This window comes from Paraburkholderia denitrificans (genome assembly GCF_042655705.1).
Taxonomy (GTDB): Bacteria; Pseudomonadota; Gammaproteobacteria; order Burkholderiales; family Burkholderiaceae; genus Paraburkholderia; species Paraburkholderia denitrificans.
The window spans coordinates 289,237-310,860 of the sequence record NZ_JBHSMP010000007.1; the positions used below are offsets into that span (position 1 = coordinate 289,237).

The window sequence follows — 21,624 nt, forward strand, 5'->3', positions numbered from 1 at the left end:
TGTACCTTAAGCGCGCGTGAGCAGCACGGCGGCTTGCGCTTCGATGCCCTCGCCCCGGCCCAGATAGCCGAGTTTTTCGTTGGTCTTGGCCTTCACGTTCACGCGATCGAGCGGCAGCTTCAGGTCCTGCGCGATATTCGTGCGCATGGCTTCGATGTGCGGCGCGAGCTTCGGCGCCTGCGCGATGACCGTGCTGTCGACATTGACGAGCGCAAAACCCGCCTCCTCGACGCGGCGCAGGCACTCGCGCAGCAACACGCGGCTATTGGCCCCGTAAAAGGTTTTGTCGGTGTCGGGAAAATGGCGGCCGATGTCGCCGAGCGAGGCCGCGCCGAACAGCGCGTCGGTGATCGCGTGCAGGAGCACGTCGGCATCCGAGTGGCCGAGCAGCCCGCGCTCATACGGCACCGTTACGCCGCCGATAACGAGCGGGCGTCCGGGCACAAGCGCGTGCACGTCGTAGCCTTGTCCGATTCTGATGTCCATGGGAAATTTCCGGGTTGGGTTGTCGGGCGCGCGATGCAACGCTCAGGCCGCGGGCGGCTGGCTGAGAATCGCTTCGGCAAGCGCGAAGTCTTCGGGGTACGTCACCTTGAAGTTGCGCAGGCTGCCCTGCACGAGACGCGGCGAATGGCCGAGCCATTCGATTGCGCTCGCCTCGTCGGTGAGGTCGTGGCCGTCCTGCTGCGCGCGCTCGATGGCCGCGCGCAGCATGCCGATGCGGAACATCTGCGGCGTCTGCGCCTGCCAGAGTCCGTCGCGCGCTTCGGTGCGGGCGATGCGCGGCGCGGGGCCGCCAGGCGCCACGCGCTTGAGCGTGTCGGCGACCGGCAGCGCCATGATGCCGCCCACGTCGTCGTCCTTCAGCGCATCCACGAGCGAGCGGATCAGCGCGGGCGTGATGCCGGGGCGCGCGGCATCGTGCACGAGCACCCAGTCGTCGTCGTGCGCGCCGAACTCGGCCAGCGCGGCCAGACCGTTGAAGACCGACGCCTGGCGGGAAGCACCGCCGCAGCGGCGCACGGCGAAGCGCAGGCCGCCGAAGCGGCGCGCGTCGAAGTAGTTGTCGTCAGGCGCCAGCACGACGAGCGTCTGCGCGAATTCGCCACAGGCGTCGAACGCGGCAAGCGTATAGTGCAGGAGGTCGCGGCCGGCGACCATTCGATACTGCTTCGGCATGGCCGAGCCGGAGCGGCTGCCGGTACCGGCGCATGGGATCAGGGCAAACAGGCGTGGGGTCACGGTGGGTGCAATCGGCGTGGGTCAAATTAAAGGACGGATTTTATAATAGGTCCTTTGCCCGCACGGCCAACGCCCGCAAAAGCCCGTGCCTCACCCGGCGCACGTTCACACCCGCCGGGCGGAGTCACTGGTTGCGCACCCCGAGGCTGTCACCGGCACTCACGTCCGGGCCGCCGTAGACGTTACCCTGTTGCCTATGTCCGATATCGCCGCTTCGTCGCAGTCTCCGTCCCCCGTTGCTCTCGTCAAGCCGGGGCAGCGCTATGCCTTCGACGGCACGCACGGTTCGTCCGATGCGCTCCTGATCGCCCGGTACCGCGAAGCGTCGCGCGCAAGCGCCCCGCTCGTCGCCGTGATCTGCGCAAGCGCCGTCGACGCGCAGCGGCTCGCCCAGGAAATCCCGTTCTTCGCGCCCGAGGCGCGCGTGCGCCTCCTGCCCGACTGGGAAACGCTGCCTTACGACACGTTTTCGCCGCACCAGGATCTCGTCTCCGAGCGGCTCGCCACGCTGCACGATCTGGGCGAAAACCGCTGCGACATCCTGCTCGTCCCGGCCACGACCGCGCTCTACCGCATGCCGCCCGCGTCGTTCCTCGCGGGCTATACGTTCTCGTTCGCGCAGGGCGAGCGGCTCGACGAGGCCAGGCTCAAATCGCAATTGACGCTGGCCGGCTACGAGCACGTGAGCCAGGTCGTGCGCCCCGGCGAATACTGCGTGCGCGGCTCGCTGATCGACCTCTTCCCGATGGGTTCGCCGCTGCCGTACCGTCTCGACCTGTTCGACGACCAGGTCGATTCGATCCGCGCCTTCGATCCGGACAGCCAGCGCAGCCTCTATCCGGTGAAGGACGTGCGGATGTTGCCGGGCCGCGAGTTCCCGTTCGACGAGGCCTCGCGCACCGCATTTCGCAGCCGCTGGCGCGAAGTGTTCGAAGGCGACCCGAGCCGCGCGACGATCTACAAGGACATCGGCAACGGTCTGCCGTCGGCGGGCATCGAGTATTACCTGCCGCTCTTCTTCGAAGAGACCGCGACGCTGTTCCACTATCTGCCCGCCAACGCGCAGCTCGTGTTTTCGGGCGATCTGGACGCTTCGATCCGCCGCTTCTGCGCCGATACGAAGCAGCGCTACAACTTCCTGTCGCACGACCGCGAACGGCCGATTCTGGAGCCGCAGCGCCTCTTCCTCACCGAGGACGATTTCTTCACGCTCGCCAAGCCGTTCGCGCGCCTCGCGCTGCCGTCGGCCAGTGCGGGCGGCTGGGCGAACGCGCTGCCGAACCTCGCGATCGACCGCCACGCCGACGATCCGCTCGCCGCCCTGCGCGGCTATCTCGACGCGACGAAAAACCGCGTGCTGTTCGCGGTGGAATCCGCGGGACGCCGCGAGACGATCGCGCAGCTGCTCGCGGAGAACCATCTGCGGCCCGCCTCGGCGGACAGTTTCGAGGATTGGCTCACCTCCGACGAGCGCTTCGTGCTGGGCGTCGCGCCGCTCTCGGCCGGTTTCGCGCTGGCGAGCGAAGGGCTCGCCATCGTCACCGAATCCGAGTTGTACGGGCCGCTCGCGCGCCGCGCCGGACGTCGGCGCCAGGAACAGGCGAGCAACGTCGATTCGATGGTGCGCGACCTCTCCGAGCTGAAGGTAGGCGATCCGGTCGTGCACACGCAGCACGGCATCGGCCGCTATCACGGTCTCGTGACGATGGATCTCGGCGAAGGGGATACGGAATTCCTGCACCTCGAATACGCGAGCGGCAGCAAGCTTTACGTGCCTGTGTCGCAACTGCACGTGATTTCGCGCTACAGCGGCGCCGATCCGGATAACGCGCCGCTGCACGCACTCGGCTCGGGCCAGTGGGAAAAGGCCCGCCGCAAGGCTGCGCAGCAGATCCGCGACACCGCCGCCGAACTGCTGAACCTCTACGCTCGGCGCGCCGCCCGCGAGGGCCACGCGTTCAAGCTCGAACCGCGCGACTACGTGAAGTTCGCCGAGAGCTTCGGCTTCGAGGAAACGCCCGACCAGGCGGCGGCCATCGCAGCCGTGATCGGCGACATGACGAGCGGCAAGCCCATGGACCGCCTCGTGTGCGGCGACGTGGGCTTCGGCAAGACCGAGGTGGCGCTGCGCGCGGCCTTCATCGCCGTGATGGGCGGCAAGCAGGTGGCGATCCTCTCGCCCACCACGCTGCTCGCCGAGCAGCACACCCAGACCTTCACCGACCGTTTCGCCGACTGGCCCGTACGCATCGCCGAGCTTTCGCGCTTCAAGACCGGCAAGGAAGTGAACACGGCGATCCAGCAGATCAACGACGGCAGCGTCGACATCGTGATCGGCACGCACAAGCTGCTTTCGTCGGACGTGCAGTTCAAGCGGCTCGGGCTCGTGATCATCGACGAGGAACACCGCTTCGGCGTGCGCCAGAAGGAAGCGCTGAAGGCGCTGCGCGCGGAAGTCGACGTGCTCACGCTGACCGCGACGCCGATCCCGCGCACGCTCGGCATGGCGCTCGAAGGGCTGCGCGATTTTTCGGTGATCGCCACGGCGCCGCAAAAGCGGCTCGCGATCAAGACCTTCGTGCGCCGCGAGGAAGACAGCGTGATTCGCGAAGCCATGCTGCGCGAACTGAAGCGCGGCGGCCAGGTGTACTTCCTGCACAACGAAGTCGAGACGATCGAGAACCGCCGCGCGATGCTCGAAGCACTCGTGCCCGAGGCGCGCATCACGGTCGCGCACGGCCAGATGCACGAGCGCGAACTCGAAGCGGTCATGCGCGACTTCGTCGCCCAGCGCGCGAACGTGCTGCTGTGCACGACGATCATCGAGACCGGCATCGACGTGCCGACTTCGAACACCATCCTGATCCACCGCTCCGACAAGTTCGGCCTCGCGCAATTGCACCAGTTGCGCGGGCGCGTGGGCCGCTCGCATCACCAGGCGTATGCCTACCTCCTCGTGCACGATCCGCAGGGCCTCACGAAACAGGCGCAGCGGCGTCTCGAAGCGATCCAGCAGATGGAGGAACTCGGCTCGGGTTTCTATCTCGCGATGCACGACCTCGAAATTCGCGGCACGGGCGAAGTGCTCGGCGACAAACAGTCGGGCGAGATTCAGGAAATCGGCTTCCAGCTTTACACCGACATGCTCAACGACGCGGTGAAGGCGCTCAAGGAAGGCCGCGAACCGGATCTGACCGCGCCGCTCGCCGCGACGACCGAGATCAACCTGCACGCGCCCGCCATCCTGCCCGCCGACTATTGCGGCGACGTGCAGGAACGCCTGTCGCTCTACAAGCGGCTCGCGAACTGCGAACACGACGATTCCATCGACGGCATCCAGGAAGAGCTGATCGACCGCTTCGGCAAAATGCCGCCGCAGGCGCACGCGCTCATCGAAACGCACCGGCTGCGGCTCGCTGCGAAGCCGCTCGGCATCACGAAGATCGACGCGGGCGAGGCGGTGATCGGCCTGCAGTTCGTGCCGAATCCGCCCATCGACGCGATGCGGATCATCGAGATGGTGCAGAAGCACAAGCACATCAAGCTCGCGGGGCAGGACAAGCTGCGCATCGAAACGCGCAGCCCGGATCTCGCGGTGCGCGTGGCAACAGTCAAGGAAACGCTGCGCGCGCTCGGCGCGCCCGCCCGGGCGGCGGCGCGCCAGGAGGCAGGCGCAGCGCGCCGCTGACCGTGCAGCGCGCGCGGGTGGCTCGCGGGTGGCTTTGTGTGCGCCGCACAAACGCGCTCACGCAGATCGTTCGGCTTTTCTTACCGCAGCGCAGAGCCGTGTGCGCCCGCGGCTTTGGCCTGGGCGATCCTTTTTAGGTAAGATTGGCATCACCAGCCCGCTGGAGTCACGTCATGTCCGTCGCCGCCGAATCGGCGCAAGCCCCGCAGCACCCCCCTCCTTTCGCGGCTTTTTTCGCTGTTTCATCCATCTCGCCCGCCCCACTCGCCCCACGCGAACGCTGCCTGCGCAAGCGCTTGCCCGGCCTGTCCCGCGAAGCGCAGCCGCAGTAACGCGGCACCCACCACTCCTCACGCGCCATGTCCACAGGCATACCGTTACCGACCGATCGCACGATCGACGGCGAAGCAATCCCCTCACTCGACGACATCGCCTCGCAGCACTTCACGCTTACGCCGTGGGTGCTGCGCACGCCGGTGTTCGACCGCCACGACTTTTTCTTGCTGGAAGGCACGCTGATCAACTTCAAGTTCGAGCTGCTGCAGGCGAGCGGCAGCTTCAAGGTGCGCGGGGCGTTCACGCATCTGCTCGCGCTCGACGCCACCCAGCGTAGCGCGGGCGTCACCTGTGTCTCGGGCGGCAATCACGCGATTGCCGTGTCGTATGCTGCGATGCGGCTCGGCATCAGCGCGAAGGTCGTGCTCTTTCGTACCGCGAGCGCCGCGCGCATCGCGCAATGCCGGCGCTTCGGCGCCGAAATCCTGGTGGCGAACAGCAGCGCTGAAGCCTTCGACATCGTGCGGCGCGTGGAAGCCGAGGAAGGCCGCTACTTCGTGCATCCGTTCAACGGCTACCGCACGGTGCTCGGCACGGCGACGCTCGGCTACGAATGGGCGACCCAGGCGCCCGATCTCGACGCCGTGATCCTGCCGATCGGCGGCGGCGGCCTCGCCGCGGGCGTCTCGCTCGCGCTGCGGCTCGCCAATCCGCGCGTGCACATCTACGGCGTCGAGCCCGAAACCGCCGACGCGATGAGCCGCAGCTTCGCCGCGAACCACACGGTGCACATCAGCCACATGCATTCGATCGCGGACTCGCTGATGGCGCCGCACACCGAGCAGTACAGCTACGAGCTGTGCCGCCGTCACGTCGACCGCATCGTCACCGTCTCCGACGACGACCTGCGCGCCTCGATGCGCGTGCTCTTCGACGAGCTGAAGCTCGCGGTCGAGCCCGCTTGCGCGACGGCCACGGCGGGCCTGCTCGGCCCGTTGCGCGATGCCGTGCGAGGCAAGCGCGTCGGCATCCTGCTGTGTGGGACCAACACCGACCCGGCGACCCTCAGCGGCCATCTGGCGCGGGCGCCTTGAAACGAATCGAGGCGAATCGAGGAGTCTTGCGACGCACGGGTGCATTCGGGACGCATAGGCGCGCTCAGGACGCAAAAGCGCGAATAACGCATATAAATCTGATGCACAAGCAGTGAAAGGTCAGGCATTGTCAAATATCTATCGCATCAGGGACGCGTTCGCTATCATTGCGCATTGAATCGCCGTGTTCCGTCCCTTCCCCGGAGAGCCTGCCCATGAGCATCGTCAAAGAATTCAAGGAGTTTGCCGTCAAAGGCAATGTCATGGATCTCGCTGTCGGCGTGATCATCGGCGGGGCCTTCTCGAATATCGTCAATTCGGTCGTGAAGGATCTCATCATGCCGGTCATCGGCGTGGTCACCGGCGGCCTCGACTTCTCGAACAAGTTCATCCGGCTCGGCGACATTCCCGCGAGCTACAAGGGCAATCCGGATTCGTACAAGGATCTGCAGACGGCAGGCGTGGCCGTCTTCGGCTTCGGCTCGTTCATCACCGTGCTGATCAACTTCATCATCCTCGCGTTCATCATCTTTCTGATGGTGAAGTTCATCAACAAGCTGCGCAGGCCGGATGAAGCCGCGCCCGCCGCGCCGCCGCCCACGCCCGAGGACGTGCTGCTGCTGCGCGAGATCCGCGATTCGCTGAAGGACAATCCGCGCTGAAGCCGTCCGGCGAGGGCCGCAAAAAAAGAACCCGTGCAGGCGTCAACGCCGCACGGGTTTTTTGTTGCGCTCGCACACAATGTGCGGCGTGAAAGCGGCACGCATGCGACGCACACGCGACGCACCACCGGCGCATTCAGGATTCGGGCGGCGCCATCGCGCGCGTTGCATTCGTCTGCTCGATCAGGCGTTCGAGCTGATCGAAGTTGACCGGCTTCGTGAGATGCGCCGTAAAACCTGCATCGAGGCAGCGCCGCACGTCGTCGTCGGTGCCGAAGCCCGTAAGCGCAATCGCGGGCGCGTCTGAAATCTCGCGGAACGCGTGAATGAAGTCGACGCCCGTGCCGTCCGGCAGGCCGATGTCGCTCACCACAAGATCGAAACGCGTGCGGCCCGCGAACGCCAATGCGTCGGCCACGCTCCCCGCTACGGCCACCGCGTGCCCGAGTCCGCGGATCAGTTGCGACATCACTTCGGCCGTGTCCTCGTGGTCCTCGATCAGCAGCACGTTGAGCACGCCCGCCTGTTGCGGCCCTGCCTGACGCGTCGGCGTTGTCACTTCGGGCCCCGGCATCGCGCTCGGCAACACGATCGTAAACGTCGCCCCGCAATGCGCGCCTGGACTTCTCGCGGCCACGGTGCCGCCGTGCGCCTCGGTCAGCGCCTTCGTCACCGCGAGCCCGAGCCCGAGGCCGCCGAACTGCCGCGTCATGTTGTGGCTGCCCTGCTCGAACGCATGAAAGAGCTTGCCGATCTGCTCGGCCGCAATGCCGATGCCCGTGTCCTCCACTTCGATCTGGACGTGTGTGCGCTCGTCGCGCGTGCGCACGTAGATGTGGCCGCCGTCCGGCGTGAATTTCGCCGCGTTGCGCACGAGATTCCAGAACATCTGCTGCAGCCGGGCGCGGTCGCCGCGCACGTAGTGGTGGCGGGCGCGCAGATCGACATGCACGTCCTGCTGCTTCACCTGGATCTCGCTGTGAAAGAGCTCCAGCACGGCGTCGATCACTTCGTGCACGCTGACCGTGTCGAGCGCGAGGCTCAACTTGCCGTTCGCCACGCGGGTGAGGTCGAGCAGATCGTCGATCAGGCGTGCTTCGAGTTCGATGTTGCGGCGGATCATCAGCACGCCGGCGCGCGCGGCCTCCGGCAACTCGTCGATCTGTTCGAGCAGCCGCGTGCCGGCCAGCACCGGCGTAAGCGGCGTGCGCAGCTCGTGCGAAAGCATCGCGAGGAAGCGATCCTTCGCGCGGTTCGCCTCCTCCGCGTTCTGGCGCGCCGCCTGCTCAGAGGCGAGCAAACGCTCGCGATCTTCCGCCGATTCGCGTTGCGCATGCACATCGGTGCAACTGCCGAACCATTTGTTCACGCCGCCGCGCGGATCGCGCATCGCCACGATACGCACGTCGAACCAGCGGTACGCGCCGTCGTGACGGCGAATGCGCAGCTCGTGCCGGTAGTCGGTCGCGCCGCTGCCCACGGCCTTCTGCCACGTGAGGCGGATCTCTTCGCGGTCCTCGTGATGGACGGCGTCGAGCCATTCGAGCCCCGGCGACTGACGCGTATCGAACCCGGTGTATTCGAGCCACTGTTTCGAGAGGAAGTCACAGGTGCCGTCGGCGCGGCAGGTCAGCACGAGGTGCGGCAGCGCCTCCGAGAGCGTGCGATAGTGCTCCTCACGGTCGCGCAGCAGCAGCGATTCGTCCGAGGCGCGCTGCAGCGCGACCTGCGCCAGCACACGGGCGACCGCCTCGGGCAGATAGTCGAGATAATCGCCGGATTTCGGCACGACGTCCGAGACGCCCGCGCGCAACGCTGCGATGACGCGCGACTCGTCGGTGAATCCAGTCACGAGGATCGCGGGCACTCGCACGTTCTGCGCGCGCAGACGGCGGAAAAAATCGAGTCCGGTCTCCGCGCCATCGAGCTGATAATCGAGCACGAGCACGTCTGGCGTGCGCGAGGTGAGCAGCACGCTCGCCTCGCCCACGCTCGTGCAGGTGTCGACGCGCGCACCCGCGCGTGCAAGCGATTTGCGGGCAAGCCGCAAGATGCCGTCGTCGTCGTCGACAACCAGCACATGCGCGCCTGCCAACAGGGTTCCGTCGTCATTCATGCGCGAAGTGTGCCTCCTGGCCACGGTGTGCATTGCGGGATGATCGGAGTGAGTGCGATGCGCTTCATTCGCGCGCTTTACGGGCGGACATCGCGGCGCACATCACGGTCGCGCAAACCGGTGTGCGGCCGGCAGCTTCACGACCTGCAGGAAAAACCCGAGCCGCCGCACCGCTTCGATGAAGGCGTCGTATTCGACCGGTTTCGTGATGTACACGTTACAGCCCAGTTCGTAGCAACGCTCGATTTCGCGCGGGTCGTCGGTCGTGGTCAGCACGATCACCGGCACGGAAGCCGTGGCCGGATCGGCCTTCAGGCGGCGCAGCACTTCGAAACCGTCGACGCGCGGCATGCGCAGGTCCAGCAACACGACAACATTCGCGAGATCGTCGCGGGACGGCACGCCGGGCGCGCCAGGCGCCTGGCCCGCTTCGGCGCCGGGCGCCCCGAAGAAGTAATCGAGCGCCTGCTGACCGTCCGAAAAGCGCACGAAGCCGTTGGAGACGCCGGAGCGCCGCAAATTGCGCTCGACGAGCGTCGCGTGGCCGTCGTCGTCCTCGATCAACACGATGCTGACCCGTTCCCCGTCTGTCATGTCATGCCTCCAACGGATACCGGCATTCGATCGCGCACACCGGGTGCGCTCCGCTTCTTCGCAATCATGCAGCGCGCAGCGGCTGAACGGGCAAATCGACGAAGAATGTCGAGCCCGCGCCTTCCGTCGATTCCACCCAGATCCGTCCGCCATGGCGCTCGGCAATGCGGCGTGCGAGTGCGAGGCCGATGCCCGGCCCGCCGGAGTCGTCGCCGTGCAGGCGCTGAAATGCGTGAAAGAGTTTCGGCACGTAGGCTGCCGGAATGCCCACGCCATTGTCGCGCACATAGTAGGTTCGTGTGTGCGCTCGCGCGCCCAGCGGCGCATTACCGGCTTGCGCCGCGGCATCGAGTGCGCCGATCTCGATGCGGCCAGGCCGCGCCGGATCGAGGTGGCGCACCGCGTTGCAGATCAGGTTGCTGAAGATCTGTTCGAGCGCGCCCGGATCGCCCCAGGCGGGCGGCAGCTCCCGCGTGTCGATGCGCGCGGTGTCGGGCAGCGCCCCGGCCGCTACGCGGGCGCGCTCGACGAGCCTGCCCATGTTCACGCGCTGCCAGCGGTATTCGAGCCGGCCCGCGCGCGAGATACGCAACAGCGCGTCGATGATCGCCGCCGCGCGCGCCACCGCCTGGCGCAGGAATTGCAGCGATTCGTTGACCTCGCCGTCGAGCAGTTCGGTCATCGGGCGATGCTCCGTTTCCGGCAGCCCGGCCGATTCGATCTGCGTGCGCAGTTCGTCGCACGAAACCTGCAGCTCCTTCGAAAAGCCCTGCAGGTTCACGAGCGGCGAGCGCAGATCGTGCGACACGCTGTAGATGAACATCTCGTTGTCCTGGGTCTCCTGGCGCAGATGTTCGTTCGCGCCCGCGAGATCGGCCGCGCGCGCCTCGAGTTGCAGCTTGAGCGCGGCCTGCTCGCGATCGGCTTGACGCAGGCGCGCGCTCGTATGATGCAGCACGGCATCGAGCGCGGCGATTTCGTCGTTGCCCGAGAGCGCCGGTGCAAGCCGCACGCCGTTGCCGAGCCGCTCCGCGTTGTCGCGAAGCGCAGCGAGCCGCACGCCCACGTTGCGCGCGAACACGATGGCGGTCACGGCCCAGATCAGCATCGAGCCCGCCACCGCGACCATCAGCGCGGCCTGCTGACGCGCGCGCGTCATGCTCAACGAGGCGCTGCGCAACGCATCGAGCCGGGTCTCCTCGTCGATGAATTCCTTCAGTTCGTCGCGCACGGTCTCGATCTCGGGCGGCATCGCCGCGCCCGCCGTGCGCGCCCATGCGATGCTGCGGCCCGCACGCAATGCGTCGGCGACGTCGGCTGCCTGCGCGCGCCACGCGTAGGCGGCTGCACGCATGTGATCGACGCGCGCGAGTTGCGCCGGGTTGTCGGCCACCATGCGCGAGAGCAATGCGATGCGGTCGGCAAATTCGGTCCAGACCGCATGGCGGTCGATGAAAGACGGATCGCCGAGCACGATGCCCGTTCGCACGCGCGCCGATTCGCGCAGGAGCGGATCGACGAGACTCGATACCTGCCAGAGGATCTGCTTGCTGCGCTGCGCGCTGCGCGCCGCGACTGATGCGGCCTCCTGCGTATTGAACACGACCGCGAGCAGCGCCAGTTCGATGACGCTCGGAATCGCGATCAACAGCAGCCCTTTCGTGAAGAGTTTCATGGCGTGGGTGGCGCGCTTCTGGCTGGCTAATGTGCGGATCCGGGCGGCGCAGCGCGCGCCGCAGCACTTACCGTATTGGACCCCGCATCGGGCCTCGCGACGCCGGATGGCCGCACGCGCCAGAACCGGGACATTATCAGCGCGAAATTATTGGATGACAACGGACGCGGCACAGCTTCGGGAGTGTCTGGAACCGCACGTTTTTTAAAGGCGATTTCGACACACTGCGCGCGCATGCAGGTCTATTATTGAGACGGAGATGGCAAAAAAACTGCGGAACAAAGAGAGCGCCGGGATACTTACATGAGCGCGGCAAGCGGTCCGGCATGGCTTTTGCGGAGGCAATGAGGGTTTCGGCCGAGTTCGAATCCTCGTGAATCCTGCAGAACCCTATGCTATAAAGGATCGACCTGCGGCGCGCAAATCCGGGAGTGGTCGCATGGGACAGCTGCGCTATTTGCAATCCTTTTTCAGGCGAGTTTTTATGTCCTTCCCGAAAAGGCGTAAACGCATCAAGGCTGACGGCGACGAATCGTTTCTCGCCGTACTCAGCCACTTCAAACCGTTCGGTCAACTCGACACCAAAATCGCACGCGCACGCGCGCAAGACGAGCCGGTGCTCTATGCGCATGTCCTGCCGGGGCTCGATGTCCTGCTCTGCAGCGTGCGCGGCGCACAGCCGCCTTATCCCGGTACGAGCGAATTGCGGCGCCGCTGCATCGAGTTCATTGCGCATGCACTCGAACAGCCCATCGAAGGGCTGGAGAACGGCGGCTACTGGTACGAGGCGGACGGCTTCGGCTTTCTCGTGTTCGCGAGCCGCGCGCGCAGCCGGATCCTCCCCGAGTTCGGCGCGGGGCGCCCGGACGCTGTCTCGAGGCGCGTGACACGCCGCCAGGACGCGGCGGGCGACGCCACGCCGCGCTCGCTGCGCTAGATCCGCTGACGCGCCACGGGCGCGTCAGCTTCCTTTGTAGAGACTCGACCATCCCGTCTGCGGCGCGGCATGTCCCTGCGCGTTGCCGCCGTTGCCGCTGTTACCGCTTGCTGCTGTTTCCACTCGTCCCGGCTGAGCCCGCGCGGCTCGCCGCCGGAAGTGCATTGCCCGGGCTCGCATGCATCTTCTGCCCTGGCGGCGGCGCGATCGGACGCTTGCGCAGTTGCGCGAAAAGTTCGTCGCACGGCAGCGGCTGATTCTTGCTGGGCGCAATCAGCGGAATGAACGCAGCGAGCGGATTGATGATGCCAAGCCCGATCATCGCACCGCCGCGCAGCGCGAGCGCCGCCGCATCCACCCCGACGCGAGGATTCTTGAACGTCCCCTTCACGTACAGCGGCGAGCGCAGCGAGAACACGCGAAAACCCTTCGTATGCGGATGGATGCGCAGATCCAGCGATTCGTCGCGCAGGTCGATCGGGCCGTCGATATCGATCACGGCGTCGCCGGTGTCGAGTGCGAACACGCGCGGGTTGAGTACGCCGTCGGTCGCGACAAAATCGGCGGCGGCGCAGTTGATATTCACATCGCGGTTGCCGAACATCTTCTCGTAGACGACGTTCGCCACATTCAGGCCAGCCGCCTCCATCAGCAGGCGGCTGATCGTGCCCTGCGTGACGAGCCCCTTCACTTCGCCGTTCGAAGTCGCCGCGAGCGACGCGGGCGAGTTGCCCGTGGCCGACAGCGATGCGTCGCCGTTCACCTCGCCGAGCGCGGACTGCATCGTCTTGAAGTTCGGGAACAGCTGTTTGAGCTTCAGATGCCGCGCCTGCGCCGTGCCGCGCGCCTTGAGCGGCGTACCGCTGCCGTCGAGCGTGAGACGCGTGGCGAGCGTGCCGCCCGCCACGCCGAAGCGCAGCGGATCGAGCGAGAGCACGCCATCGGTCATCACGACGTGCGCGTAGAGCTCCGAGATCGGCAGGCTGCCCTGTTTGACGATGCGCTTGCCCGTGAATGCAACGTCGGCGTCGATGGCGCGCCAGCGGTCAGTGCGGAACGGCTCGACCGGCAACACGCGACCGGCGGGCTGCTTCACCACGTCGCCGCGCTTCGCCTTGCTCGCTTTGCTGTCCGCGCCGATGATCGGCGCGAGATCGGAGAACTGCAGCAGGTTCGACGTCAGCTCGCCCTTCAGCAGCGGACGCGATTCGCGCTGCACGTAGGTGAGCGTGCCGTTCAGGTCGCTGCCGCCCACCCGGCCCGTGAAGTTCTCGTAGCGAAACTCGCTCGCACCCGGATGGAATTGCCCGACGAAGCGGCCTTCGGTGGCGTAAGGCGGCGTTTCGGGCAGCGTCACGCCGGTGAGGTTGTAGAGGTGCGCCATGCTTTCGCCCCGCAGCCACAGGCGCAAATCGACGGCGGCCAGATGCGTGGGATCCGTGAGCGCGCCGACGAGCGCGATATGCATGTCGCCCGCGCGCACGTCCGCCTGCAACGGGAACGGGCGCTTCGCGTCCTGCAGCGCGAGGACGCCGCCGAGCTTGCCGGTGCCCGAAATCGGCGCTTGTTTGTACGTGCCCTTGAGCGTCCAGCCGATGGCGTAGAACGGTTCGGCCGCAACTTTCGCGGGGACAGCGGACGCGGCGGAAGCAGCGGCGCCCGCCGAAGCCGCGGAAGCCGGAGCGGCGCCGGACGCAGTGGCGGCACTCGTAGCCGCGTTGCCTGCTTTACCCGCATTGCCCGCGTTGACCGCATTCGCGACGCCTGGTGCGCTCGCACCGCTGGCGGCACTGGCCGTACTGGCGGCACTAGCCGCGCTCGCTGCAGCCGCACTCGCCGCCGCAGCTTCGGACGCCTGCTGCTTTTGCGCCTGCTGCGCAAGCTGCCGCGCGCCCGCCCGTCCGATCGTCTTCGCCGACTCGCTGCGTGCCGCTTCTTCCTGCTGCCGCATGACTTCGCCGAGCGGAATCCCGCGCCCGAGCAGATCGATGGTGACCTGCACATCGGTCTTCGTCTGCTGATCGTCGAGCGCAACGATGCCCTTCGCGAACGCGATGCTGTGCAGATTGAGCTTCCAGGTCGACGGGCCGCTCGACGGCGGCGGATTGAACGTCCAGTTGTTGCGGCCATCGGCGAGCCGCTCGGCGTCGATCGACGGATTCACGAGATTGATGGCCGGGATCACGATGTCGTGCACGAGCAGCGGCAGGACCATGACCTCAAAATCGATTTCGTCGAGCGTCGCGAACTGCGGCGTGCGAGCCCAGGCGGGGTTGGCCACCGCGATTTGCGTGGCCGAGAAGCGCGGCCACGGCACCCACGCGTGCCAGCCCGTTTCGCCGACCGGCGCGCGCCAGCCGACCTTCAGATCGCCCTGGATCGCGAACGGCCGCCCGATGGCCTCGCTGACCTTCTCGTTGACCCACGGCTTCGCATGATTCCAGTCGAAATTGAGGATGAATACTGCGAGCCCCGCGCCGAGGATCGCGACAATCAACACAAGCCATGCGAAGATCCGGGCGAGCGTGCGGCCGACGCCGCGAGCCCCGGATTGCGGTGACATCATGCACACTCCCTGATTTTTCCGCTGTTTTCTTCAACCGTTCCTGCAGCAGCGAACGTGCCTGCCCGCCTGCGCCGACGTTCGCCATCGTGCTGCGTCACGTTATACGTTTTGTCTGCAATCATTCGATGACAAGCCCGATTTACTCCCGCCTGCCAGACGTAAGCGACGGCGCTCATCGCACGCTGCTCGTCGAGGCCCGCCAGATTACACGACACGACCCGCAGCGCGCTTTGACGCTGCTGCAGCCGACGGATTTCGCACTGTGCGCGGGCGAGCGCGCCGCGCTGACCGGCCCGTCCGGCTCGGGCAAGAGCGTGTTCCTGCGCGCGCTCGCGCTGCTCGATCCGCTCGACGCGGGCATGGTGCTCTGGAACGGCGAGCCGGTCGCACGCACGAGCATTCCGCGTTTTCGCCGGCATATCGCCTATCTGCGGCAACGGCCCGCACTGCTCGACGGCACGGTCGAGGACAACCTGCGTTATCCGTATTCGCTCGCGGTCTATCGCGACGTCCAGTTCGACGCCGCGTGCGCGGAGAAGCTCTTTTCCGCAGCCGGACGCAGCGCGGATTTTCTCGCGCGGCCCGCGTCGGAACTGTCGGGTGGCGAGGCGCAGATCGTCGCGCTCGTGCGCGTGCTGCAACTCGATCCCGATGTCCTCCTGCTCGACGAGCCCACCGCCTCGCTCGATCCCGATTCGGCGCGCGCGGTCGAAGCGCTCGTGGGCGGCTGGTTCGGGCGCAATCCGGATCGACGCGCAACCGTGTGGGTATCGCACGATCTCGCCCAGGCCGCGCGCGTTGCAAACCGCAGGCTCGGCATGCAGGCCGGCGTCCTCACCGCATCGGCCGATGCCGCGCATCCCGGCGTCCAGACCGCTCCCGCCACCGGAGCCTCGCGATGAATTCCGTCCTCCAGAACCTCGGCCTCGGCGACGTCGCCATCGCGGCGCTGCTCGTGCTCGTCAACGGCGCGGTATCGGTCCTGCTCAAGCTCGACCTCGAACGCAAGCTCGCCTGGGCTGCCGCGCGCACAGTTGTCCAGTTGCTCGCAATCGGCTATGTGCTGGGCTGGGTCTTCTCGTACGCCCGCTGGTACGTCGTGCTGCCGCTCATGGCGCTGATGACGCTGATCGCCGGCATCGCCGGTTCACAGCGCGGCGCGCGCACGTATGCAGGCCAGCGCGCCGATAGCGTCGTGTCGATCTGGGTCAGTGCGTGGCTCGTCGCAGCGGTGGGCCTGTTCGCCGTGATCCGTATCCGGCCCTGGTACGAACCGCAGTATGCGATCCCGATCCTCGGCATGATTCTCGGCAATACGCTTACGGGCGTGTCGCTCGGCGTCGAGCGCATGACGCAGGAACTCACGGCGCGGCGCGACCGCGTGGACAGCGCGCTCGCGCTCGGCGCAACGCGCTGGGAAGCCGCACAGGCTCCGGCGCGCGAGGCCGTACGCGCGGGCATGATCCCGACGCTCAACCAGATGGCCGTCGTCGGCGTGGTCAGCCTGCCCGGCATGATGACGGGCCAGGTGCTCGCGGGGCAGTCGCCGCTGCAGGCCGTGCGCTACCAGATCGTGATCATGTTCCTGATCGCCGCGGCATCGGCGCTCGGCACGGTCGGCGCCGTGCTGCTCGCGTACCGGCGCGTTTTCTCGCCCGAGCACCGCTTTCTCGCGTCGCGGCTCGTCGAGCGTCCTGCGAGCGCGAAAAAGCGGGCTGCCTAGCCAAGATAAGGCGACTAAAACTCACCAACCGCGGCGCGTTCAGCGCTGGGCGGAAATCGTGACCTGGGTGCCGTCGCTCAGCGTGATCGTCTTCGGCGTGCCGTTGGTCGGCATCGTGAAGTGAACGATCTGGCTAATCGATTTGACGTCGGGGCACGTGAGCGTCGCCCCGCCGCTCGACACGCTGCGCGTGCCGTGCGGCGCCTGCGCGCGGAAGCTCACCTGGACGTTCGCGGTGCCGTGCGCGTCGACGATCGGCGAGAGGCGCAGCTGCGTCTGCCGCACCACGGCGCCGTTCGCGTCGAGCGGGAGCGTCGCGAGATCGGGACAGCCTTTCGGCGCGGCCACTGCGCCGCCGGGCGGCGTCGTGCGCCAGGTGAAGTCGTCGGTGTCGCCCGAGCGCAGCGTGCGCGTTTCCGATGAGTTGCCGAATTGCTTCGACGTGACCTTCACCGTGTAGCGAATCGGCCCGTCCGTGGCAGCTTTGGACGTGACCGTGATGGGTGTGGTCGCGAACGCCGGCAATGCGAATGTGCACGACACGGCGAAGGCAAAACAGGCGAGTGCCGCGTGGGCGCGGCTTGAGCGACGGCGTAGCATGCGTTATCTCCTGACGGGTGCTGCCGCGCGCCGCCCGTCAAGGAAGCGCGCCAGTATGAAGCGGATAAATAGTTAGCGGATGATCCGTTCCTTTAGTCTAGCGCGCCGCGCAGACGCGTGCTTCGAGTACAAGCACTTTACAGACCAGGTGTTATCCCGCTTGCCACGCTGCAGATTTTAGTTGCGCAATTATCAGACCAATCGAAGCGCGCGCAACGAACGGAGCGAGCTGGGCAAACCGGGCAGGCGGCCCTGCCCCGCCCACGGCCCCCCCGGGCCGCCCGCCTCAGAATCCGCTCAGCACGAGCTTGCCAATCGCGCGGCCCGCCGTACTGGGATGCGGCGGTCGAATAACGCGGCAACCGCACGACGTGCACCGCCACGCACGCTATCTGTCGCTCTCTTCGAGCCCGATCGTCAGCTCCGCGGTGACCTGCTGCTTCACATCCAAATACGCGGCCCACGGATCGGCGCGATCGAGCGTGGCCAGGCGCTCGTCGATGTTGTGCAGCGTCCATTGCGCGCCACCGCTCGTCTGCGCAAGCTCGTCCCACGCAATCGGCACCGACACGCCCATCCCGGGCCGCGCCCGCACGCCATACGCCACCACCGTGCTCGCACCGCGCGCGTTGCGCAGGTAGTCGACGAAAATCTTCTTCCTGCGATGCTCGGGGCCCATCGTCGCGGTGATCCGCGTCGGCACGTCCGCGGCCAGATGCTGCGCGACCGCGCGCGCGAATGCCTTCACGTCTTCCCAGCCTGTCTCGGGCGCGAGCGGCACGACGATATGCAGCCCCTTGCCGCCGCTCGTCTTGCAGAACGATTCGAGGCCCAGCGTCTGCAACAGCGCGCGGGTCATGTCGGCGGCCTCGATCATGCAATCCCAGCCGAGCGCCGGATCCGGATCGAGGTCGAACACCACGCGGTCGGGCCGCTCGATGTCCGTCACGCACGCATTCCACGTGTGCAGTTCGATGGTGTCCATCTGCGCGGCCCCGACCAGCGCCTCCAGCGAATCGATCGTCAAAAGCGGTGGATGGCCGGGGTCGAGCCCTTCGTGCTGCGTAAGTTCGGGGATCGGCGCGCGCGCGCTGTGACGCTGGAAGAACAGCTCGCCTTCGAGACCGCGCGGCGCGCGTACGAGCGAAACCGGCCGTTCGCGCAGATGCGGCAGCAGCCAGCGCGACGCGCGCGCGTAATAGCGAATGACATCGATCTTGCGCAGGCCGCTCGACGCGTCGATGACGCGTCTTGCGCTCGTGATGGAGATTCCCGCGATGTCGGCGTCGGCCGGTGTGTCGGGGATGCGGCGGGCGGCGCGCGGTGGGCGGCGGCCGGACACGGCGCGCGAAACCGGCGCAGCCGTGCCGGAAGCCTCGGAACGCGCGCCGCGCGGCGTTCGGGCGGGCGTGGTGTGTTGGTTCTTGTGAGCGTCCTGCATACCGGTTCCCCTTGCGCGCATTGGCGCGCGGCTCACGCATCCGCCATCGCAAGATACGGGCCGCGCAGCGAACGGTTGACGGCACGCGACGGCCACCCCGGTCGGGCCGCCGCGCGAATATTCATTGTGCAACTAAAGCGAGCTTTCAATCCAGCAAGGTGCGCGTAGGGTCAGACCGTTATGGGGCCACTCGACAAAAGGGACGGCAAGGTAGGCCATGAATCGTTCGGGCGAGACCGCAGTGGCCGCAAGCCCGTGAACCGGGGCGGCAATCCTTTTCTTCGCCCTCGCTAAATGCGTTAGAAACCGTCCCGGCCCATCACGCCGCCCGAGAATCGCCACGCCTTCGCTCCCCGATAGATAAATTTGCAGTGCTATGCATTACGCGTGCAAATCCATCGAAAAACGGTGAAACCGGGCCGTTACTCCGAAGACATGACAAACATTTACAGTGGCCGCAGCCGTACATGTCATATAGCAGTGCAAACATTTATCGCGAGCGCGACCGGCAATGTCGCAGACGATGCGTAACCGCCGGTCACACGCAATCTCATTGCGCGGGAGTTGATATGTGGCAGTTCAAAGCTGGCGTCGGCGCGACCATCGCAGTGTTGATCGTCCTCGGAGCACGATGGATCGTTTCTGACGATACCGACAGCGATATCGCGCACAAACCAGAGCCTTCCGCGACTCCTGTGCCTGTCCGGCCTGCGATCAAACACAGCGGTATCGATCCCGGGCCGACGGATCGCATGATGCAGTCTTTACGACCCGCGCGCCCGCTGCCACAGCGGTTCAACAACTATCTTGCCCAGGAATACGCCAACTCCGCCGTGACGCGTCAGGTGCTGACGCAAATCGCCCAGGGCTGGAGCCAGGCGGTCAATAACGTGCGAGATCCGCAGGATGCCAAACGTGCCGGCGATGAAATCGCGCAAGGCATCGCTTGCGCGCTAGGCGAGGATGTACTCGCCAAGGTCAATCTCGATCAACAGGAGATGCTCGACCGAATCAAGGCCGCGCGTGCGGTCATGCTCGATGACGAAAGCGACACGGTTGCCTATCTGCGTTTCCAGTCGTTGGCCGGTGGTCAGTTTTTCGACGATCCTCAAGCCAGGCCGTGCCGCTTCGATCCATCCGTTCTTCTCAACTGAGTGCAAACCCAAGGAGATTTCCGCATGAAGTCACCCGTCACCGTCCTGCTCGCGAGCGCATTGCTCGCCCCGTTGAGTGCGATATCCGCGACGCCTCCCGGTTCGGCAATCGTGTTCGTCAATGGCATCAACAACACATTCGACGATGCAGTGGCCAATCTGCAGATCGTGAAGAAGCAACTCAATGCGCGTGACAAGAACAATGCCTACGTATACGGCAATGCGTACAACGCAACCCAGGGATTCTTCACCGATGTCAAGTCGGTATTCAAGCAAAAGGCCAAGGAGGGATCGAGTCCGGCCGATTTCTGGCGTGCCATCGACGGGGGTTCCTTACCGGCCAGCGGCATGAATGCGGAACTGCAAAAGAAGTACATCGCCATCCTCGCAAAGAGCGACGTTCCGGAATTGCCTGATCACCTGCGCAAGTATCGCGGGTATCTGAAAGACAAGCGCAAGGTCGTGCTGATTGGCCATTCACAGGGCTCGCTGTACGCGAACTTCGAGATCAACTTGCTTGTGACAGGGCCCGACAAGGCACAGGGAGCAATCAGTGCGGTGAACGTCGGCAGCGCGACGGGCTACCAGTTGCCGGGTTCAAGCTATCTGACGTCAAGCTCCGATGGCGTAATCGGCGCCCTCCGATTGGTACAGACGGTGCTGCCGGAGAACTTCTCGATGGGATGGCATCCGCTGTCCGATGTGATGGGGCATTCGTTCTCGAAGATCTATATGAACAAGAGTTACGGCGCGGCAAACCAGATTCTGAAACAGGTTTCGCAGCAGGCGTACAACGGGAAATGACCCGGTGGGTTCTGTCTCGTTGTTGACGTGAGATGGCCGCTGGCGTGCGCCGCATGCCAGCGGGTGCGCCGGGCCCGATCGGCGAGCAGTTACAATATTCCGATTTGCCGCGCCCTTCCCGGCTCACAGCCCGGTTCACAGCCCGCTCCCCACCCACGTCATGAATCTCGTCATCCAGAGTCCTGCCTCGCTGCCCGCCGTTCACCACAAGCCGCTTCTCGCGCTCGCGCGCGGCAGCCGCCTCGCGCCAATCGACGAATTCGCGATCCGCATCGAAGGCGCCGTCCCCGCGCAACGCGGCGATCTCGACGTCTATTGCGGCACGCACCAGCTGGATTACGCGTTCGTCGAAGCAGGACGCGGGCTCGCCGATTTCGGTCTCGTCGCCATGGACATGGACTCGACGTTGATCACCATCGAGTGCGTCGACGAAATCGCCGACTTCTGCGGGCTGAAGGCCGAGGTCGCGGCGATCACCGAAGCGTCGATGCGCGGCGAGATCAAGGACTTCAACGAGAGCCTGACCCGGCGCGTGGCGCTGCTGAAGGGGCTCGACGCGAGCGCGCTGGAACGCGTCTATGAGGAGCGGCTGCAACTGTCGCCGGGCGCGGCGCAGATGCTCGCCGGTGCGAAGGCAGCGGGCCTGAAGACGCTGCTCGTTTCCGGCGGCTTCACGTTCTTCACGGAGCGCCTCAAGGAGCGGCTCGGACTCGACTACACGCGCGCGAACACGCTGGAGATCGTCGACGGAAAGCTGACGGGTCGCGTGATCGGCGAGATCGTCAACGCCGATGTGAAGGCGCGCACGCTCGTCGAAACCTGCGCGCAAATCGGGATCGAGCCGCGCCGCGCCATCGCGATGGGCGACGGCTCGAACGATCTGAAGATGATGGCTGAAGCGGGCCTTTCGGTGGCATTCCGCGCGAAGCCCGTGGTGCGCGAAGCGGCGAGCGTCGCGTTCAATTTCGTCGGACTCGACGGATTGCTGCGGCTGTTCTGATTGCCGCGCCGCCAATGAAACAGCCGCTGCGCCCGCAAGGCACAGCGGCTGT

17 protein-coding genes are annotated in these 21,624 nt (G+C 66.0%); 9 read left to right on the plus strand and 8 right to left on the minus strand.

The window, feature by feature from the left end; all coding sequences use genetic code 11:
- Positions 1 to 6: 6 nt before the first annotated feature.
- On the minus strand, positions 7 to 486 hold the full coding sequence (gene ispF, locus ACFPTO_RS04665) for a 2-C-methyl-D-erythritol 2,4-cyclodiphosphate synthase (protein WP_377709805.1): 480 nt from the start codon (positions 484 to 486) through the stop codon (positions 7 to 9).
- Positions 487 to 528: 42 nt separating this feature from the next.
- Positions 529 to 1,242, minus strand: coding sequence for a 2-C-methyl-D-erythritol 4-phosphate cytidylyltransferase (gene ispD, locus ACFPTO_RS04670; protein ID WP_377709806.1), 714 nt, complete (start codon positions 1,240 to 1,242; stop codon positions 529 to 531).
- A gap of 196 nt (positions 1,243 to 1,438) precedes the next feature.
- Here ispD and mfd point away from each other — a divergent pair, with 196 nt between their 5' ends.
- The 3 genes from mfd to mscL all read left to right on the plus strand — a co-directional run bounded on the left by mfd (position 1,439) and on the right by mscL (position 6,962).
- Positions 1,439 to 4,930, plus strand: a complete 3,492-nt coding sequence (mfd, locus tag ACFPTO_RS04675; protein ID WP_377709807.1) for a transcription-repair coupling factor — start codon at positions 1,439 to 1,441, stop codon at positions 4,928 to 4,930.
- A 359-nt stretch (positions 4,931 to 5,289) separates the two neighbouring features.
- The gene (locus ACFPTO_RS04680; RefSeq protein WP_377709808.1) at positions 5,290 to 6,300 is read left to right on the plus strand and encodes a threonine/serine dehydratase; all 1,011 of its coding nucleotides are present in this window, start codon (positions 5,290 to 5,292) and stop codon (positions 6,298 to 6,300) included.
- Positions 6,301 to 6,515: 215 nt separating this feature from the next.
- Entirely contained in the window at positions 6,516 to 6,962 is a 447-nt protein-coding gene (mscL, locus tag ACFPTO_RS04685) for a large conductance mechanosensitive channel protein MscL (RefSeq protein WP_377709810.1), read from the plus strand.
- Between the two features lie 136 nt (positions 6,963 to 7,098).
- Here the strand turns inward: mscL and ACFPTO_RS04690 are convergent, their stop codons facing one another.
- The 3 genes from ACFPTO_RS04690 to ACFPTO_RS04700 all read right to left on the minus strand — a co-directional run bounded on the left by ACFPTO_RS04690 (position 7,099) and on the right by ACFPTO_RS04700 (position 11,347).
- Positions 7,099 to 9,078, minus strand: a complete 1,980-nt coding sequence (locus ACFPTO_RS04690; RefSeq protein WP_377709811.1) for a hybrid sensor histidine kinase/response regulator — start codon at positions 9,076 to 9,078, stop codon at positions 7,099 to 7,101.
- A gap of 102 nt (positions 9,079 to 9,180) precedes the next feature.
- Entirely contained in the window at positions 9,181 to 9,672 is a 492-nt protein-coding gene (locus tag ACFPTO_RS04695; RefSeq protein WP_377709813.1) for a response regulator, read from the minus strand.
- 64 nt (positions 9,673 to 9,736) lie between these two features.
- Entirely contained in the window at positions 9,737 to 11,347 is a 1,611-nt protein-coding gene (locus ACFPTO_RS04700; RefSeq protein ID WP_377709814.1) for a sensor histidine kinase, read from the minus strand.
- Positions 11,348 to 11,786: 439 nt separating this feature from the next.
- Between ACFPTO_RS04700 and ACFPTO_RS04705 the strand changes: the two genes are divergently transcribed.
- On the plus strand, positions 11,787 to 12,284 hold the full coding sequence (locus ACFPTO_RS04705) for a hypothetical protein (RefSeq protein ID WP_377709815.1): 498 nt from the start codon (positions 11,787 to 11,789) through the stop codon (positions 12,282 to 12,284).
- A 100-nt stretch (positions 12,285 to 12,384) separates the two neighbouring features.
- Here ACFPTO_RS04705 and ACFPTO_RS04710 read toward each other — a convergent pair whose 3' ends face one another.
- Complete coding sequence (locus ACFPTO_RS04710) at positions 12,385 to 14,850, minus strand: AsmA family protein (RefSeq protein WP_377709816.1); 2,466 nt, start codon at positions 14,848 to 14,850, stop codon at positions 12,385 to 12,387.
- Positions 14,851 to 14,975: 125 nt separating this feature from the next.
- On the opposite strand from ACFPTO_RS04710, the gene ACFPTO_RS04715 reads away from it, so the two are divergent.
- Together ACFPTO_RS04715 and ACFPTO_RS04720 are read left to right on the plus strand one after the other, a co-directional pair.
- Positions 14,976 to 15,752, plus strand: coding sequence for an ABC transporter ATP-binding protein (locus ACFPTO_RS04715; protein WP_377709817.1), 777 nt, complete (start codon positions 14,976 to 14,978; stop codon positions 15,750 to 15,752).
- A complete protein-coding gene (locus ACFPTO_RS04720; RefSeq protein ID WP_377709819.1) occupies positions 15,749 to 16,573 on the plus strand; it encodes an ABC transporter permease in 825 nt (274 codons plus the stop codon). Before ACFPTO_RS04715 ends, ACFPTO_RS04720 begins: the two co-directional genes overlap by 4 nt.
- 39 nt (positions 16,574 to 16,612) lie before the next feature.
- On the opposite strand, the gene ACFPTO_RS04725 is transcribed toward ACFPTO_RS04720, so the two are convergent.
- Positions 16,613 to 17,173, minus strand: coding sequence for a DUF6013 family protein (locus ACFPTO_RS04725; RefSeq protein WP_377709821.1), 561 nt, complete (start codon positions 17,171 to 17,173; stop codon positions 16,613 to 16,615).
- 388 nt (positions 17,174 to 17,561) lie between these two features.
- Positions 17,562 to 18,614 carry a non-homologous end-joining DNA ligase gene (gene ligD / locus ACFPTO_RS04730; protein ID WP_377709823.1) on the minus strand — a complete coding sequence of 351 codons (1,053 nt, stop codon included), beginning with the start codon at positions 18,612 to 18,614 and terminating at the stop codon, positions 17,562 to 17,564.
- Positions 18,615 to 19,183: 569 nt separating this feature from the next.
- On the opposite strand from ligD, the gene ACFPTO_RS04735 reads away from it, so the two are divergent.
- The 3 genes from ACFPTO_RS04735 to serB all read left to right on the plus strand — a co-directional run bounded on the left by ACFPTO_RS04735 (position 19,184) and on the right by serB (position 21,572).
- Positions 19,184 to 19,768 (plus strand): hypothetical protein, encoded by a 585-nt coding sequence (locus tag ACFPTO_RS04735; RefSeq protein WP_377709825.1) that lies wholly within the window; start codon positions 19,184 to 19,186, stop codon positions 19,766 to 19,768.
- Positions 19,769 to 19,792: 24 nt separating this feature from the next.
- Entirely contained in the window at positions 19,793 to 20,572 is a 780-nt protein-coding gene (locus ACFPTO_RS04740) for a hypothetical protein (protein WP_377709827.1), read from the plus strand.
- Positions 20,573 to 20,732: 160 nt separating this feature from the next.
- On the plus strand, positions 20,733 to 21,572 hold the full coding sequence (serB, locus tag ACFPTO_RS04745) for a phosphoserine phosphatase SerB (RefSeq protein ID WP_377709828.1): 840 nt from the start codon (positions 20,733 to 20,735) through the stop codon (positions 21,570 to 21,572).
- Positions 21,573 to 21,624 lie beyond the last annotated feature (52 nt).